Origin of the sequence: Lyngbya sp. CCAP 1446/10 (genome assembly GCF_026130175.1) — a bacterium.
GTDB lineage: Bacteria > Cyanobacteriota > Cyanobacteriia > Cyanobacteriales > Microcoleaceae > Microcoleus.
The window spans coordinates 61,352-79,916 of the sequence record NZ_JAIGNI010000005.1; the positions used below are offsets into that span (position 1 = coordinate 61,352).

The 18,565-nt window shown below is 46.5% G+C and carries 12 protein-coding genes; 4 read left to right on the forward strand and 8 right to left on the reverse strand.

Annotation, left to right across the window (positions count from 1 at the left end; genetic code table 11):
- Positions 1–16 precede the first annotated feature (16 nt).
- Positions 17–400: a DUF4346 domain-containing protein gene (locus tag K4039_RS03835; RefSeq protein ID WP_265233807.1), complete on the reverse strand. Its 384-nt coding sequence runs from the start codon at positions 398–400 to the stop codon at positions 17–19.
- Positions 401–766: 366 nt separating this feature from the next.
- On the opposite strand from K4039_RS03835, the gene K4039_RS03840 reads away from it, so the two are divergent.
- Positions 767–1,738 carry a DNA cytosine methyltransferase gene (locus K4039_RS03840; RefSeq protein WP_265233808.1) on the forward strand — a complete coding sequence of 324 codons (972 nt, stop codon included), beginning with the start codon at positions 767–769 and terminating at the stop codon, positions 1,736–1,738.
- Here K4039_RS03840 and K4039_RS03845 read toward each other — a convergent pair.
- The 3 genes from K4039_RS03845 to K4039_RS03855 all read right to left on the reverse strand — a co-directional run bounded on the left by K4039_RS03845 (position 1,657) and on the right by K4039_RS03855 (position 5,176).
- Positions 1,657–2,115 (reverse strand): hypothetical protein, encoded by a 459-nt coding sequence (locus tag K4039_RS03845; protein ID WP_265233809.1) that lies wholly within the window; start codon positions 2,113–2,115, stop codon positions 1,657–1,659. The genes K4039_RS03840 and K4039_RS03845 overlap by 82 nt on opposite strands.
- Before the next feature lie 223 nt (positions 2,116–2,338).
- A complete protein-coding gene (locus K4039_RS03850) occupies positions 2,339–4,147 on the reverse strand; it encodes an aspartate kinase (protein ID WP_265233810.1) in 1,809 nt (602 codons plus the stop codon).
- A 264-nt stretch (positions 4,148–4,411) separates the two neighbouring features.
- Positions 4,412–5,176, reverse strand: a complete 765-nt coding sequence (locus tag K4039_RS03855; RefSeq protein WP_265233811.1) for a Uma2 family endonuclease — start codon at positions 5,174–5,176, stop codon at positions 4,412–4,414.
- Positions 5,177–5,409: 233 nt separating this feature from the next.
- Here K4039_RS03855 and K4039_RS03860 point away from each other — a divergent pair, with 233 nt between their 5' ends.
- The 3 genes from K4039_RS03860 (at position 5,410) to K4039_RS03870 (ending at position 10,870) form a co-directional block, all read left to right on the forward strand.
- Positions 5,410–6,069 carry an HAD family hydrolase gene (locus K4039_RS03860; RefSeq protein ID WP_265233812.1) on the forward strand — a complete coding sequence of 220 codons (660 nt, stop codon included), beginning with the start codon at positions 5,410–5,412 and terminating at the stop codon, positions 6,067–6,069.
- 507 nt (positions 6,070–6,576) lie between these two features.
- A complete protein-coding gene (locus K4039_RS03865) occupies positions 6,577–9,924 on the forward strand; it encodes a PAS domain S-box protein (RefSeq protein WP_265233813.1) in 3,348 nt (1,115 codons plus the stop codon).
- A gap of 214 nt (positions 9,925–10,138) precedes the next feature.
- A complete protein-coding gene (locus K4039_RS03870) occupies positions 10,139–10,870 on the forward strand; it encodes a sucrose-phosphate phosphatase (RefSeq protein WP_265233814.1) in 732 nt (243 codons plus the stop codon).
- A gap of 204 nt (positions 10,871–11,074) precedes the next feature.
- On the opposite strand, the gene K4039_RS03875 is transcribed toward K4039_RS03870, so the two are convergent.
- The 4 genes from K4039_RS03875 to K4039_RS03890 all read right to left on the reverse strand — a co-directional run bounded on the left by K4039_RS03875 (position 11,075) and on the right by K4039_RS03890 (position 18,543).
- A complete protein-coding gene (locus tag K4039_RS03875; protein ID WP_265233815.1) occupies positions 11,075–11,428 on the reverse strand; it encodes a hypothetical protein in 354 nt (117 codons plus the stop codon).
- 74 nt (positions 11,429–11,502) lie between these two features.
- On the reverse strand, positions 11,503–11,811 hold the full coding sequence (locus K4039_RS03880) for a DUF1830 domain-containing protein (protein ID WP_265233816.1): 309 nt from the start codon (positions 11,809–11,811) through the stop codon (positions 11,503–11,505).
- Between the two features lie 1,136 nt (positions 11,812–12,947).
- Positions 12,948–16,400 carry a PAS domain S-box protein gene (locus tag K4039_RS03885; protein ID WP_265233817.1) on the reverse strand — a complete coding sequence of 1,151 codons (3,453 nt, stop codon included), beginning with the start codon at positions 16,398–16,400 and terminating at the stop codon, positions 12,948–12,950.
- Positions 16,401–16,623: 223 nt separating this feature from the next.
- Complete coding sequence (locus K4039_RS03890; protein WP_265233818.1) at positions 16,624–18,543, reverse strand: response regulator; 1,920 nt, start codon at positions 18,541–18,543, stop codon at positions 16,624–16,626.
- Positions 18,544–18,565 lie beyond the last annotated feature (22 nt).

Below are 18,565 nucleotides of genomic sequence, written 5' to 3' on the forward strand. Positions count from 1 at the left end.
ACAGTTGACGCTTGGACTAATCTTGAACGTATTCTCGATCGCTCAACAACGCCATTTCTGCCCGCACAAATTCCCGTCCCAGATAAGCCGCGTGATCGAACATCGTCACCGGGCTGGGGCGGGTTTCTTCTAGGATTTTGACGCAAAGTTCTTTGGCGGTTCTGCCGCTAAAAAGTGTGGACTGGCTGCGTTCTACCTTGCCGCGGGCGGGGATGGGTTTGCCGGTTTCGGGATCGACAGCGAGGCCGCGATCGTCGATAATGTTGGTGAAGTGTTTGGCGCAAATTAGGCTGGTTTCGCGATCGATGTAAATGATGAAGTAGCCGCCCGGATCGAGGTCTAGGTGGCGTTTGGAGAGGTTGTCATCGATGGCGGTGAGGTTTTCCAATGTTTGACTCATGGTTGGGGAAAGGCAGTAAATAATCGCTGTATTTTTTTTTGCTATTTCTAGTTTAGTGGGCTGCGGCGCAAGTTTGGGAGTTTTCTAAGCGATTTTCTACGCAATATTTGTAGGAGGCAGAAACCGGGTTTTTTTAAGAAAATGCTGCATCGAAGCCTTTAATCTCTAGAAAAACCCGGTTTCTTTGATATTTATGCGTCCATCTATAGGGAAACAGCAAGGCCTAAGTCCGGCGCGGGACTTTTAATGATTGGTAGAAGATTGAGGAACGAACCGCAGAGAGCGCATAGAACGCAGAGGAGCGAGCAGAGAGAGAAACACAATCTGTTATCATTGGGTTGAGTAACAGTTTGTCTTAAATTATAGATGAAATTTATAGATTTATTTGCAGGAATAGGAGGTTTCAGACAAGGTTTTGAGAAAGCGGGATTTGAATGCGTTTTATCGTGCGAAATTGACAAAAACTGCCGCGAAGTTTACACTAATAATTTCAATGAGATTCCAGTAGGAGATATCAAAGAAATCAATTCAGCCGATTTTGATGACTTTGATGTTTTAGTTGCCGGATTTCCTTGTCAACCTTTTAGCATTTGCGGTAAAAAACTGGGTTTTGAAGATACGAGAGGAACGCTATTTTTCGAGATTTGTAAAATCATCAAAATCAAACAACCTCAAGTTATAGTCCTCGAAAATGTCAAGCACTTAATTCATCACGACAAGGGAAATACATTAAAAGTAATTATTGCCAGTCTTCGAGAGTTAGGATACAGCGTAGACTACAAAATCCTGAACGCTAAAGACTTTGGAATTCCTCAACATCGAGAAAGGATATTTATTATTGGAACTAAAGGTAAAGAGTTTGAATTTCATAGACTCAAAAGTAGGTTCCCTCCGAAACTAAGAGAATTTCTAGACGAATCAGGCGATTTTGAAATATTGGATAAATCCGAGTACACTTTAATCGATCGTCCAAAAAAGCAAGTTTCCGGGCTGTTATTTGTAGGTTACAGAAATAAAGGTACTTGGAAAACTGGTGTGAGGCCAAATACAGAACATTTATCGAGAGTTCACAGACAGCCTAATCGAATTTATTCGGTAGATGGTGTGCATCCAACAATTCCTTCGCAAGAAACATCTGGCAGGTTTTTTATCTATTTTCCTGAAACCAACACTGTGAGGAAACTTACGCTAAGAGAATGTTATCGACTGATGGGTTTTCCTGAAGATTTTAAGGTTCATCCCAGGGTTGGGGAAAGTTACAAGCAAATTGGGAATTCTGTTTGTGTGCCGGTGGTGGAAGCGATTGCGACAGAAATATTAAACCACTCTAGCCAATGAACTAACGTTGATGCGGAAATGAGATCTTCCGATTTATATTCCTCATTTTTTTGATGATAAACGTAAGTTTGAGCATCAGCATTAGATGGGCAGAATAACCTGACTCTACAATCAGCATTTTTATTTTGCCAAGCAAGTCTGATACTACCTGCATCGTCTGTACTTGTTGATGCTTTAGGGAAATCATTGCCCAAAACATCATAGGCTTCTACAATCAATTTCATCGCTGTCTTAAAAGCGTACTCAGTTGGTCTTAAAATTCCATATTCGTCGTCTTCTAAATCTAAAAGTTCCAGAAGACGTTCAACTGTCACGCGGAAGTTTGATAATCGCTTCGTGCTACTGCTATCAGTAATCTGTTCGTTAGCTACAGTCATAATATATAAATTCCTTAATGCCGATCGCCAATTTCATCTTAACACAGGCTTTTACTGCGATATTTGCCGTCAAAACTGATATCATTGGCGATCGCGCGACGAGCGATATTTGTAGGGAAACGGCACTGCCGTCTCCTCTATATTCGGTAGGGACACGGTACTGCCGTGTCCCTACCGAAAACCGCCAGTAGGGACACGGCACTGCCGTGTACTCTATATTTGATTAAGCTGGAACTTGGACTTTTTCACTTCCCGAAAGCTCAAAGGCCGCGTGAATTGCCTTCAAAGCTGTGACACCCTGTGCTTCATCCACAACGCAGCTAATTTTAATCTCAGAAGTCGCAATCATTTGAATGTTGATTTTGTGCTGCGAAAGCGCTTCAAACATCTTAGCCGCAACTCCCGGATGCGCTACCATCCCGGAACCGACAACGCTAACTTTGGCGATTTCTGTATCGACTGCTACTTCGCCCCAGCCAAATTCAACTGCTGATTTTTCCAGGACTTCTTTAGCTGCTTCTGCGTCAATTTGTGCTACGGTAAATGCAATGTCGCGTGTTAATATGCCGTCGATATTGTGACACCGCTGCGATTGAATGATCGTGTCTACGCTAATATTTTCTTCGGCTAAAAGTCCGAACATTTTTGCTGCTACTCCTGGTCGATCGGGCAATTGGCGAATTGCCAGACGCGCTTGATTGATATCCAACGCCACGGCGCGCACTGCTGGCGGTTTTTGTGACGCACAACGCAGCCCGATCGGCGAATTGGCGACATCAAAGGCTTTGCAAAGTTCGGCAACTGCCCGATCGCACTCCGCAGCATCGATCGTACAACTAACCTTCACCTCGGAAGTCGAAATCATCTGAATGTTAATCCCCGCATCCGCCAAAGTATTAAACATCTGGGCCGCTACCCTCGGACGGCCGATCATTCCCGCACCCGCAATGCTAACTTTAGCTATGGGTCTTTCTTCTGCCCTCACTTCCGGTTCCCCAAATTCTGGGCGAGAATTCTTGCCGAGGGCGGGCACGATCGCATCTGCAACCGCGACAGCTTGATTCAGAGAATTTCGCCTCACCGTAAAGGCGATATCGTTAGTATTTCCCTCGTGAATTGACTGAATAATTAAGTCTACATCGAGGTTTTGCTGTGCGATCGCCCCAAACAACCGCGCTGCTACTCCAGGACGATCGGGCAAACGCAACAACGACACCCCCGCCTGATCCAAGTCAAACTCCACCGCATCGACCGCTTTTGCGAGCTCCAAGCCCTCCAAAGGCCGAGGCTGTGGGGGTGGGGACACTACTCGCGTACCGGGCGCGTCACTCCAGCTAGAAAGCACCACCAGCGGCACGCCGTAATTCTTGGCAATTTCTACCGCCCGCGGATGCAGGACTTTTGCACCCAAACTCGCCAATTCCAGCATTTCGTCGCAGGTGATCTCGTCCATCAGTTGCGCGTCGGCTACCAAGCGCGGATCTGTAGTCAGAATTCCGGGAACGTCGGTATAAATTTCGCATCTGTCGGCGCGTAAGGCTGCGGCGATGGCGACTGCTGTTGTGTCGGAACCGCCTCTCCCCAAAGTGGTAATTTCCAATTCTGCCGCGTTAGCGATGCCTTGGAAACCTGCGACGACTACGACTTTACCGCTGTTTAACTGGCTTTCAAGCCGCGCCGGATCGATCCGCAAAATCCGGGCGCGGGTGTGGGCGGCTTCGGTGACAATGCCGACTTGGGCTCCGGTGAGGGAAATTGCGGGCTGTCCCATTTCCTGTAATGCCATGCTCAAAAGTGCGATCGACACTTGTTCCCCAGTGGAGAGCAACATATCCATTTCCCGTTTGTTGGGATTTGGGGAAATTTCTTTGGCGAGTTTCACTAAACCGTCGGTGGTTTTCCCCATTGCTGAAAGTACCACGACGAGGGAGTTTCCCAGCTTTACTGTTTTGACTACTCGTTGGGCTACTTCTAGAATGCGATCGACTGTACCAACCGAGGTTCCGCCATATTTCTGAACAATTAGTGCCATAGGATTTATACAAAAGTGATGCAATACTTACCAGTTAATATACGCAAATTCTGGATTATAACCGATGTCGATCTTGTTTTTGAGGGTGGTAGCTCCCAATCAAGAAACCGGGTTTTTTGCGAGATTGAGGGTTTGAATCGAATACCTTGGCCCAAAAACCCGGTTTCTCGTCACCGATGCGTCAGTCCAAAGAAACCGGGTTTTTGGGAGATTGAAGATTTTTGGCGCATATTTTGGCGAAAAAATCCGGTTTCTGGCCACCTATTAGCTGCCTTCTAACTCTCGCAAACGCGCTTCTAAAGCTTGAATTCGCAACTCAGCTTCTATGCGCCTTTGTCGTTCTCGTTCTGCGGCCAATTCGGCTTGATCGGCCCGTTCCTCCGCCGCTGGGATCAAATTCCCGGAGGCATCCCACCAGCGCAGCCAAGGCAGTTCTACGCCCTGATACACTCCTTGCCAAATACCTAATTCTACTCCTATTTGGGCGATCGGGTAATGTCCGCGATTATTTGGTGCGGCTAACTCGAAGCGGTCTTCGACTAAATGATAGACTTCAACTTGGGCTTTTTTAACTTCATAAATCCCGTAAAAAGCAGGGCGAATTATCCGCTCGTAAATCCAGAATTTGCCTTTGCGAGGAGTCGTATCTCTTTCTTCGCTGCCATCGCCGGACACAAATTCTAGTACAATCAGAGGTGGCATTAATTCCCGCCACATCACATAGGAACGGCGGAGATTTCCGTCAAGTGTTGGCGGCACGTCGGGCACGTAAAACCAATCGGGTGCTTCGGCTCCTTTTTCTGGCGGTTCCGGGGGTTGGGCTACTCGCCAGTAAATACCGGAATCTTGACCGATGCAGTATTGTCCGTCGGGATGAACTTGGTCTAAAATCGGTCTAATTGATGTTGTTAATAGGATGCTTTGAGGGTGTTCTTGAAAATTTTTCACAAAAGTACCGTCGGAGTCTGGTAATTGAGTGTGGTCTGGAAAGTCTGTTGCTAGAAAATCTGGTTTTTCGGTGACATTCATCTTGACCTCTTGAATGTTGAAAGATTATACTTATAGCAGTGGACATTGGACAGTTGACAGTTGCACAGTACGGGAATTCAACCATTTATGCTTTGACGGGTATCGTCTCTATTTATGAGGTTATTTATGTCATAACCGATATCGCGCTCGCTATATAATTGGTGGATTAGATATGGATAATGCTATTGTATCAGAGAAAACCGGGTGTTGCTATATGGGAGATTTTCAGGAAGATGAGTCAGTATAAGTTAATTATTTTCGATTTCGACGGTACCTTGGCAATTACTCACAAAGCTATTGTATATTGCTTTACCAAAACTTTTGAAATTTTCAATATTGATCCGCCTGCTGCTCAGACAATTCAAGCGACGATCGGGATAAATTTATCAAATAGTTTCAAAATCCTGCATCCGACGATCGAGGAAAGCGCAATTCCCCAATGGGTGGAAACTTACCGCTCTTTTTATCGGACAGAAGGTGAAAAGCAGCTCGATTTATTTCCGGGAACTAAGCAAGTTTTGCAGTTGGCGAGCAAGTCGGGATTGAGTATGGGTGTTTTTAGCAACAAGCACGTTAATTTTGTTAACTTATTTTTGGAAAAGTTGAGAATTCACGGTTATTTTGATTTAATTTTAGGTGATGACGGACAAATTATTCAAAAACCAAATCCGAGTGTTTTTCACTCGATTATTAAACCGCTGTTCCCGGATTTGGATAACAGTCAAGTTTTAATGGTTGGCGATTCGGCGGTTGATTTGTTGTTTGCGAAAAATGCTGGGATAGATGTTTGTTGGGCGGTTTACGGATATGGCGATCGCGCTGAGTGTCTCGCTTTAGAACCGACTTTTGCGATCGACAAAATTTCGGAACTTGCTGCGATAATTCAAAATTAATCTTGAGTCGGTTTGTTTCAGAAGAAGTTCAATTATTTTTTTAAATAAAATAATTACAGCACTTACCAGGTAATCTCAAAAATCTGGTTTAAACAGATTTCCTCTAAAAAGTTTTAGTTTTTTAGATGAAAACCGTTTAAAATTGCAAGTTCTGAATAAAAAAAATATTTAAAGATAGCCGGAGTTTTTTGGGTTCATTAGAAACAATTAGCGGCGCGAACCGGTAAGCGGCGCGAAGCCTGCCAAGTAAACCATACCAGAGATAGAGATATCCTAGCAACAACTATTATAAATTAGCAGGTAGGAGTCGTTTGAAGGCACAAAGCAGAAGGCTCAAAGCAGAAGAAAAGAAAAACGAGGGAGACTAGAGTTTTTCTAGGTATGATTTACGGCCCAAATTATGCATAATCGCCTTCTAACTTGTGGCTGCGGAAAACAGGGCAATTCTGTTGAACTTTGGGGTGCAGTCAGTCAGAACCGACAAGAAACTCAATCTATAAGAAACTCATGAAGATCGATAATATAAGTATTCCTTCTGAAACGCTATCGCCGACTCGCACTGGTGGGAATCCACCGAATTTAATAGAAGAAGTATGGAGGCTGTACGATCGCGCCCTGGCAGCTACTAGCAACGGCATCGCGATCGCGGACGCCCGACAGCCCGACAAACCAATAGTCTACTGCAACCCGGCTTTCGAGCGGATTACAGGCTACGATCGCAGCGAAATCATCGGGCACAACTGCCGCTTCCTGCAAGGCCCGGATACCGATCGCGCAGCAGTCGCTCAAATCCGCGTAGCCCTTCAAGAACAACACGATTGCAAAGTCGTTCTCAAAAACTACCGTAAAGACGGAACCCCCTTCTGGAACGAACTCACCATCTCGCCGGTGCGCGACAGCAGCGGGACTGTCACCCACTTCATCGGCGTCCAATCGGATATCAGCGATCGCAAGCAAGCAGAAGAAGCGCTGCAACAAGCCGAAGAAAAATACCGCAGCATCTTTGAAAACGCCACCGAAGGCATATTTCAAACCGCCCCAGACGGGCGCTACCTCAGCGCCAACCCCGCACTCGCCCGAATGTACGGCTACGATTCCCCGTCAGAACTGATCGCAAAATGTTCGGCAAAAAACCTTTACGCCGATCGCACCCGCCGCGCTGAATTCATCGCCGAAATCACCCGCGTCGCCTCCCTGAAAGAGTTTGAGTCCTGCGTCGGCCGCGCTGACGGCAGCACTACCTGGATCTCGGAAAACGTGCGCGAAGTCCGCGACAAAGCAGGCGAACTCCTTTACTACGAAGGAACTGTCGCCGAAATCGCCGATCGCAAAGCAGCCGAAGCAGCCCTGCGCGATCGAGAATACTGGCTGAAAACCGCGATCGATGCCGTGCCCGATGCCATCAACCTCACAGACGGCGAGGGGCGCTGGCTGATTGCTAACGACTGCGCCCTCAAACTTTTGGGCTGGGAAACCGCAGATTACCAAGGCAAAACAACTGCCGAACTCGCAGCAGCAGCCGATCCCAGAGTCAGAGACATCCTCCTAAGTTGGCAGGAAACCGACGAAACTACCTGGGAAGCAGGCACTCTTACCTCCAGCAGCCAAATTGTCCCCTTACCCACAGGCGGCAGCAATTTGTTTGAAGTGCGGAAAGTGCCGCTGTACAACCCCGACGGTTCCCGCAAAGGCATGGCAGTGGCGGGGCGGGACATCACCCAGCAAGTGGAAGCTGAAGCAGCTTTGCGCGAAAGCGAACAGCGGTTTCGGGCAATTTTTGAACGCGGTGCGATCGGCATGGCAGTCGCTACTCTCGAAGGTATGGCGATCGCCACTAATCCGGCATTTCAAGCTATGCTGGGGCGATCGGAAGCCGAACTCCGGGGGGTGGATATCGACTCCTGCGTGCACCCGGAAGACGCACGATCTTCGCGCCAGTTGCGCCGGCAGTTGGCGGCGGGCGATCGCCAAGCTTACCAAATCGAGAAGCGCTATCTCCGCCCTGACGGTAGCATCAGGTGGGGACGCCTCACCGCCTCTGTCATCGACAACAGCCAGGGAATGCCACAGTTTATTCTGAAAATGGTGGAGGATATTACTGATCGCAAACAAGCCGAGTCAGCTTTATTACAAAATGAGGCTAAGTGGCGATCGCTGATTCTCAACAGTTCCGACATCATTACTATTCTCGACGAGGGCGGTGGCATTGTTTACGAAAGCCCTTCTGTAGAAACAGTCTTGGACTACGAACCAGAGGAACTGATTGGTCGAATGGTTCTCGATTTCATTCACCCTGACGACCTTCCCTCGGTGATTTCCTATCTCCAACAATTGATCGCAAATCCCGGCGATCCCATCGCCGTAGAAGGTCGGTTCCGGCGCGTTGACGGTTCTTGGTGTTTTCTCGAAGGAGTCGGCATTAACCTGCTAGCAGACCCCGCTGTGAGGGGAATTGTGCTCAACTCCCGCGACATGACGGCGCGCAGGCAAGCAGAATACCGCCTCAGCAAAATCAACGAGTGTTTTTTGGGATTCACCACCGATGCTGCTGACAATATCCAACGCCTGACAACCTTAGCCGGCGAGCTTTTGGGCGGAAGCTGCGCCGTCTACAGCCACGTCGGTGGCGGGCTGCTGCGGGCGATCGCAACTTGGCAAACGCCGCCTGACTACCCGGAGGTCGATCGCGCCGAAGGACACATCTGCACCGATGTCTGCCACCAAGCCAGCGATCGGGCTGTGGCAATTCCTGACTTGCAGAACACGATCTACAGCCAAAGCGATCCCGCTGTCATCCGCTACGAACTCAAAAGCTATCTGGGACAAGCAGTGCGGCGCGGCGACGATTACGTCGGTTCGGTGTGCGTTATCTACACCGAACCGATCGCGGCCACAGAAGCCGACTGCAAGCTGATCGGAATTATTGCTGGGGCGATCGGAGTTGAGGAAGAACGGGCCGCCTCCGCAAAGCGCGATCGGCAAAAATCCCAGGAATTGCAAACAGCTTTGCACGAATTGCAACAAACTCAAATGCAGTTAGTCCAAACCGAAAAAATGTCTTCCCTCGGACAAGTCCTAGCAGGAATTGCCCACGAAATTAACAACCCAGTTGGCTTTGTCGCCGGCAACGTCTGCCACGTCCGCGGCTACGTCCTCGATTTGTTAGAAATCGTGCAGATGTATCGAGAAGAATGTCCAAATCCGCCAGCCAAAATTCAGAAAAAAGCAGAAGATATAGACTTAGAATTTCTCGCAGAAGACCTACCGAAATTGCTCAACTCGATGCACACAGGATGCGATCGAATTGTAGAAATTATTCAAACTCTGCGCAATTTTTCGCGGGCGGACGAAGCTAAATTTAAGCCTGCCGACATTCACGAAGGTTTAGAAAGTACCTTGTTAATGTTGAACAGTAGGCTGAAAGCCAAGGCAAAATGGGAGGGTATTAAAGTAATCAAAGAATACGGAGAACTGCCGAAAATACCATGTCATCCCGGACAGCTAAATCAGGTATTTATGAATATATTGGCAAATGCGATCGATGCCTTGGAAGAAAGCAGCAACCAAGCCAAAAACACCCCCAATTCAAGTGGTCTTACAATTACCATTAAAACTGAAACGATTGATGACAAGAGCATTTGCATTCGGATCAAAGACAACGGCCCGGGAATTCCCCAAGATAATATCGTGCGTTTATTTGACCCATTTTTTACCACAAAGCCCGTAGGTAAAGGCACTGGTTTGGGTTTGTCAATTTCGCATCAAATTGTCGTGGAAAAACACAACGGCAAATTGCAGTGCCTCTCGGAACCTGGTAAAGGCACTGAATTTATCATCGAACTCCCAATTCGCTGATATTCGGACGCAGGCGAGATATCAGATCGTCTCCGTTTGATTACCAAAACAAAAACGGTTTGTAGTGCGTCCTGCCGTCCGCAGCGAGAGCGTCCTGGCGTCCGCAGCGAGAGCGTCCTGGCGTCCGCACTACGAACCAGATCGATCGCAGTCAATCGATCGGACATGATATCATTAATCACTGATGACTGCTGACTATTGACTAATGCCAAAAATGAAGTTTTTATTAGTTACAGATTTAGACAATACGCTAGTGGGAGATGACGAAGCCACTCAAGTTTTCAACCAGCGCTTGCAATCTATGCGATCGCAAATTTGTTTGGTTTACGCTACCGGGCGTTCTCATGCTTCAACTTGCGAATTAATTGCCCAAAAACAACTGCTAGCACCAGACTCTACGATCGCAGGTGTAGGTAGCGAAATTTACCAAGACGCAACCCTGGATTTAGATTGGGCGGAACATCTTTCTCAAGACTGGGATAAAATGGCGATCGCCTCGTTAGCTCAGCAGTTTCCCCAGCTTCAACCCCAATCCCTCAAAGAACAAAATCCTTGGAAAATCAGTTATTGTCTAGAACCAGCAGCAGAAAACAGCTCAATTATCCAGGAATTGCAGCAAAAGTTAACCGGATCGGGACTGGCAGCTCAAATTATTTTTAGCAGCAATCGCGACGTAGATATCTTACCACAAACTAGCAACAAAGGTAATGCCCTAACTTATTTACAAAAGCGCCTGCAAATTCCATCTGAGGCAACATTAGTTTGCGGCGATTCTGGCAATGATATCAGTATGTTTGAACAAGATGTTCGGGGAGTAATCGTTGCTAACGCTATGTCAGAACTCTTAGCATGGCATCGCGAATGCGGCACTGAAAATCATTATTTAGCTGGCTCTGCTTGCGCTGGGGGAATCATCGAAGGAATGACATATTTTTGGGGATTTTGATTGCATAAGATCAGATTTAGTTCGCAGTTCTGATTTCAGTCATTATCAAAATTAGAGGACTGAAATCCGAACGCTCAAACGCACTCCAAGCACAGTCCGCAAAACCTTAAAATCTATATCGCGATCGATCGCACAGACAATTCTAGCTCGATCGACCAACTAAGAGTGCCGAGGCGATCGGCATTTGGGCTCAATTACCACAGACTATCTAAACCAACTAGCAACTCTCGCATCGAATTTAACTTCTTCAGGAAGGCGGTAATCGACCTTCTGATAGGTGTGCAGCAAGTCGCAAATGCCAGTATGAATCAAATTTTCTATCTGTAGCAACTGTTCTGAAGAACAGCGAACCTGACTTGTGTGGTTCGCCACAGACTCGCCGAAGTCGATCGCAGTATACTTATTAGGAACTCGGCTCAGCACATAAGCAATTAAATCCTGCCGCCACCCAGAGTGTGAAAAAGCCTGTTGGTACGGATAATGGGGATAAGACTCCAAGATAGTTTCTACTTCTTTTGTGACTACGCCCAAGGTGATATTGACAAGATGTTTCTGCATTTTTTCTTTCCCCAAACACTACTTAACTAATATCTTTGTTTCCGATATCCAGTTCGTCTTATTTCTCCTGAATTTTAGCGTGTTAATACCGCATATTTTTCTTCGGAAATAACCCGATCGAACTCATAACTTACCTCTTCTATAACCCGCAGCACGTAGCACGGAATCTTGTCCGATAAAATAGCACTTGCTACCGCGCCAGTGTGAATTTCTAATACTGCTTCAACCGCAGCTTCAAACATCAGTCGCTGTCCAGGAAACATCACTCTTTCAAAGCACCAATTAGGAATGTTACCAATCCGCACCACCTGAATTTGGTTGGTAATATTTGCGTAATAGCACAAAATTTTGCTGTTACCTTGAGAAGATAGCTGATATGACATTTGAGAAATCTCCACACTCTCTAAAAAACTTACTCAGACTTCGCTTTGCCTATTGGTGGCAATTGCCAGTTTTGCTATTGACAGAATGACCGACTTATTTTCGGGGCGTTATTCGACAGTGTTAATCACATCAACCGTTATTAATTTATTTTTGATTGATTTTTCCTGCCAACACTTAGAAGACTTGCACAGAAACCCTTCCAGGTGAAAAAAATCGGTTTGTTTGGTATGCAGTGCCTAATTCCTGACTGATTCAGGTTGGTTGTGCGATCGCACTCCTTAAAATTGAAAGTATCGTCACTGAACCGAACTCTTCTGACAACAGGTTCGTTCTTTGGCAGCCGGATGCTGCTGAGATTGGTACTTTCAACTCAAGAACCTTCTATAAACATTATCTAAAAAATATGAGGAAATTATGAAGAAAATGATTGTTTTAAATTAATATACTTTGAGCGAAGCATGGATTGTAACACTTAGGCAGAAATTGGGTTTTTTACCAAAAAACTTTGCTGCATTACGGAGTATTGGTTAAACAACTTGGTTTATTCAGGGACTTGTGTGTAACTTATAGAACATCTTGTGTCTATGTAAATACGGCGGCGGGCGATCGGCTTTACGATCAACAAAAAACCCCGACTCCCTGAAGTTGTCTCTGGAATTTCTAGAGAATCAGGGTTGGAAGTAACCAATCACCGATCGATCTCAAAGCTAAATCAAAAAAATGAGGAAATTCTGAAAACAGCCACCAAAACCAGAACTTTCCGGCACGCACAAACCCGCCTTAGTAACATAATTTCGAGATTTTTGCAAGAGACAAATAGCTAGAAACCGGATTGGCGATCGTCATCCGACTTTAAATTCCCCTTAATTCTTCAGTCGGCGCAGCCCGACTTTGTTTGTATTGACGCGATTGAAATCGCCGAATTTTTTCTTCAGTCGGCGCAGGCCGACTTCGTTTTTGTAGACGCGATTGAAATCGCCGAATTTTTTCTTTTCGGCAGTTCAAGCTGTCAACTGTCAACTGTCAACTGTCAACTGTCAACTGTCAACTGTCAACTGTCAACTGTCAACTGTTAACTGTCAACTGTCAACTGTCAACTGTCAACTGTCAACTGTCAACTGTCAACTGTCAACTGTCAACTGAATGAACCTTCCCCTTCCAGCGGTGCAGGCACTGTGAAATAGAAACTCGTGCCTTCAGAGACAACACTTTCGGCCCAAATTCTGCCGCCGTGCTGCTGCACAATGCTGCGACAGATAGCCAAACCCAAACCCGTACCTCCTTTTTGGCGAGAGTCAGAAGCATCTACCTGTTGAAATCTGCCAAAGATAGTTTCTAGTTTATCAGCAGGAATTCCCCGCCCTCGATCTTTGACTTCAAATAAAACCCGTGAAGCGTAGCCATCCCGTAGGGAATCGCCCAAATCATCAACCCTGACAGTTACTGTACTCCCCGGAGCCGAAAATTTAATCGCATTGCTCAACAAATTTACCAGCAGTTGCACAATCCTGTCCGGGTCAGCCCAAATTTTTGCCAACGAGGGCAAAATCAACAAATTAATCTTATTCTCAGCAGCCAGAGACATCACAGCTTCCGCAGACTTCTGCATCAAAACCTGCGCCTCGCACCATTCCTTAACAATAGTAAATTCGCTCGAATCGAGCCGCTCTAAATCAAGCATATCGTTGACCAAACGCACTAAGCGTTGGGTCTGGTTAGACGCAATTTGTAACATCTTTTTGGCAGTTTCCGGTCGATCGTTCAGCACCCCAGCCGCCAGCAAACCTAAAGAACCGTGAATTGAGGCAAGTGGGGTTCGCAGTTCGTGGCTGACAATGGAAATAAACTCATTTTTTATTTTTTCAATTGCCCGACTTTCTGTGATATCTGTGACTGTGCCGACGTGACCGATTAGTTGACCTCCGTCGGCAAAAATCGGAGCTGTTTTAACCAGACAAAACCGGATTGTTCCGTCGGGCTGGATGTGGCGGAATTCGCAGAGAAATTCCCCATCTAACGATCGCGATTCCGACCACTTAGACCGAATTAGTTTAATGTCTTCGGGGTGAACAAACCGCATCCAGCCGTTTCCTAAAGCTTCTGTCGCTGTGAAGCAGCCAATTGCTTGAGAGCGGGGATTTGTATAGATACATTTCCCCTCAGCATCGATTTGGAAAATGCCGACGGGGGAACTCTCGCTCAGAGAGCGAAATAAAGCTTCGCTTTCCCGGAGTTCTGCTTGAGAGCTTTCTAGTTCTCTGGTTCGCTGCAAAACTCGCATTTCTAACAGTTCGTTGAGCTGTTGGAGGGCGGCTTCAGCTTCTTTGCGATCGCTAATATCCCGCTGCACTGCCACCCAATGGGTAAACGAACCGCTTTCGTCTGCGATCGGCACAATGCTCAATTCTACCCAAAATTCCGTCCCATCTTTGCGGTAATTGATCAAGTCAGCCCGCACCGGCTGCCAGGTTTCCAAAGCTCTCCGAATGCGATCGAGACTTGCCCGATCTGTTTTTTCTCCTTGCAAGATGCGCAGCGTTTTGCCCAAAACTTCTTCTAGCGTATAGCCACTCATCCGTGTGAAAGCTGGGTTGGCATACAGAATTCGCGGGCCCGATGCGTTAATCGGTTCAGCTTCCGTAATTAACACGGCGTCGTTAGTCGTAGTGATTGCTGATTCCAACAGCCGCAACTGTAATTCTTTAGCTTTGCGATCGGTAATTTCTGTAACTGTCCCCACCATCCGCACTGCATCGCCTGCTTCGCTGTAAAAAAACTTACCTTTCCCCTCAATCCAGTGAATGCTGCCGTCCGACCAAATCACGCGGTATTCCTGAAAGTAATCTACTGGCTGGGTCAAGGTCTGATTTATAGCATTCTCAATACTTTTTAAATCTTCTGGGTGAACGCGAGCTGCAAAACTTTGATAAGTTCCGGCAAAAGTTCCCGGGGCCAACCCAAACAACTCTTCGTGTTCCCTCGACCAAACAATGAGATTTTTCTGCACGTCCCAGTCCCAAAATCCAATTTTGGTAGCCGACAAAGCTAAGCTGAGCTGCTGATTCATTTTCCGCAACTCAATGCTAGTAATAGCAACTCGAAGTTCTCCGGCGATTTCAATTTCGCACGGCTGCCAAGGCAAAGATTTTAACCTCACAGTTTCTTGCCACAACTCAAAAGAAGTACGAGAAGACATCAATGGGGTGCCATCTGGTTTAAGATCAATTGGCCAATCTGGTTTGCCAGCCCAGTTGATAGTTTGAATTGCTTCGGGACGGAACCACAAAATGTAATAATTTTTCATCTCGGATATGGCAAGCACCAGCAAACCGCTAGCAACTTTTTTAAAGTTATCGGATGGCGGATACATTTGTGAGAGACAATCTGTATAAAAAACATCATTATTTATTTGAGTTTTGATCCAAGCAAGTAATTTTTTGATTTCTCCCAATTCCGGGGTTTTGCCGATGGTGATTAAATTTTCATTGGCACACACAACTGCACCGGTAGCGCCCATTAATGCCAGCAATTCATCTGGGGATTTAAGTAAACCTTCTACAAAGGAGTTTTCTTGAGAAATTTCCGCGATAAATTTATGGCAAATTTCTTTGAGATAAATTGCATAGTCCCGGTCTTCGCTATCTTGTTTGTAGCTGAGTTCTAGATTCACAAACTTTGCTATCAGTTCGCAAGCCGTTCTGGTTTCGTAGTTGACATACTTTGCTGTTGGGTGGTGACAGGCGAGCAATCCCCAGATTTTTCGATCTTTGATTAATGTCACGGTCATGCTAGCGCCAATGTTCATATTTTTGAGATATTGAACGTGGCAAGGCGAAACTGTTCTCAACAAGGAGAATCCCAGATCCAGGGGGCGACCAGTCAGCGGATTGCAGTCAGGAATTAGTTCTACAGGCTGATAGTGAATATCGGGAATAAACCGAATTAAATTCATACTGAACTGCTTTCTTGCCTGCGGGGGAATATCGGCAGCCGGATAGTGCATTCCCAATAAGGGAGCCAAATTTTCTACTTTGTCTTCGGCGATGACTTCCCCGGCACCGGTGGCATCAAATTGATAGATGATCGCGCGATCGAACCCAATCATCCTCCGCACCTCTTCAACCACTGTCTGACACAGCACTTGCAAGTTGGGTGTGTTGTGGATTTTGTCGATCGGCTTTTGGACTAAATGATAAGAATTGAAACAATCGCTACTTTTTGGGGCAACAACCTGTTCTAGTTCCATAATTAATACTGAACTTGATTGATGCAGCGTCCCCTGAAAAAAAGACTTGCGTTTTTGACTTGTGAATGATAAATTGATACTGTCATTTTGATAGCTGTTTTCAAATAAAGCTTTTTCAACAGCCTCAATTTCCTCAGTCACGACAAATTCATGTAAAAACTTGCCTAAAAGTGCTTCGGGGTAAATGCCGATCGCCTCAAAAGTATTGTTGCTAACTTGCAAAATTTTCAACACCGGAGATTCCAGCACCAACAGGATGCCGTGAGGTTGAATCGAAGCGGGATCGTAAATTAATTCGCAGTCACTGTCATTGCGATCGCCTGTGTTTGAGGTTAATACCATTGCTTTCTTGTTATTGTAAATACTTTTCTAAATTAGTCAGTGTTTTTGACGATCGGGCAAATATCAATCAATGCCACCACCTCCGAATTCTAGAATCTAATAATCCCCTAAAAACCTTTGTATCTCTCGTTTACCATCGAGGCCAGATCCCCTAAATCCCCCGAAAGAAAGGGGGACTTTGATCCGCCCTAAATCCCCAGCCTAAAAACTTCGCTGTCAACTGTTAACGCTGTGTCAGAGCAAGTTTGTGCCGGAGTTGAGTCCGCTCCAAACGATTCAGGATGCGAGCAATTAATTCCGGTTCCACGATCGGCTTATTCACGTAGTCATCAGCACCAGCGACAAACATTTGGCGTACTATTTCTGACTCAGAATGAGCGGTCAAAAATAGCACAGGCAGCTTGCTCCACCGCAAATCATTCCGCACCGCCAAACACAGCTCGATCCCGCTGTAACCGGGCATCTCCACATCTAAAATCAGCAAATCTGGACAAGTGGTTTCGAGTACCTCCCAGAACTTTTCGGGCTCATCCAATGTTGTGACTTGCAATCCCCAAGGTTGTAGAATCATGCTCAGTGCAGCCAATAGATGCACGTCATCATCTACCACCATAACTTTGGCTTCAGCAGGGCCTGTCTGGTCGAGGAGTTGGGCGACTGCTTTGAGTATATCTGCTGGGGGGATAGATTTGTGTAAAAAGCCGGAAGCTCCCAAACGAGCAACTTCTATTCGATCGCTCAATTGATTGTTCCCGCTAAAAATCATCACCGGAATATCTGGTTTTTCACTGCGGAGTTCGGCTAGCAGAGTAAGTCCGTTTTCCTGAATTCTGGAAAAGGTCAAATCCAGCAAAATCGCGTCGGGAGGCTGTTGAGAAATCGCATTTCTTGCCGCTTCGGGAGAGTTGGCGACTTCTATCTGGAAGCCGGAACCGGATGCTGCTATTTTTAGTCGATCGCTCTGAACACTATCATCATCCACGATCAAGATGCGGCGCTGTTGCAAAACCGCAGTAACCAGCTCGCTTTCAGGTTCCGGCGGGCGATCGAATATCTGTTTCAGCTTATGCAGCAATCCCTCAATCTGCTGAGCAGTCCCCGGTTTCAAGACGTTTTGGGCCTTGAACAAATCTTCGATTTTACGCGCAACTATCGAACCTTTCGGCAGCCCCAAAGTACCCAAAGAACCCACTAATTTATGAGCTTGCTCCTGGGCTTCCTGCCGCAGTTCGTTGTCCAAGGTTCCGGTTTTCAGTTGGGCGATCGCGCGATCGAATATCACCACCTTTTCGATAAAATTAGCTCTTAACTTGCCCCTAATTTCCGCAACCACATTCAGGACTTGGAGACGGCGCTCATCGTTGCTTAATTCCGGGTTCTGCCCGCTAGATTCAGCAGATAAAGTCTCTTGACTTTTAGCAGTTTCTGCCGTCGCCCTGGCAACTTTTGGACTCTCAATCTCCTCCGGCAGACTTTTCAGCCGATAGCCCAATCCGTACACGGTTTCCACTAAATCTACAGTCATCCCGGCTGCTTTCAGCTTGTGCCGCAGCCCCTTGATATGAGCCGTAACAGCTTCTTCTTGAGGAAATTCGCCGGCAGACCAAATGCGATCGAGCATAGCGCTGCGGCTGAAAATGCGCCGGGGATTTCTCAGAAAAAGTTCCAGCAGATTGTACTCTTTGGGAGTCAAGTGCAGCACTTTTTCGCCATAAGTTACTTCCGTAGTGTCCGGGTTGACTTGCAGTTTTTCCCAAGTCAAACTTGTACTCGACCAAGTTGCCTTACCCCGGCGCAGCAAAGCCCGAATTCGAGCGATTAATTCTTGGAGATTAAAGGGTTTGACCACATAATCGTCTGCACCCGCTTCTAAACCTTGGACTCGATCGCTGCTGCTGTCTAGGGCTGTCAGCAATAAAATCGGCATTTGGCAGCCGGACGATCGCAATTCCCGACACAAACTAATACCGTCGAGTTTAGGAATCAGCACATCCAAAACAATCAGGTCGTAATCGTAGGCTTGCGCCAACTGCAAGGCTGTTTCGCCGTCTGCTGCCGTATTCACATTGTAATTATGAGCGTTCAGCGCTCTAGTCAGCAAATTAATTGTAATTGTGTCATCTTCTACTAGCAGAATCTTCATAAACCTCGCCTGTTATTTGACC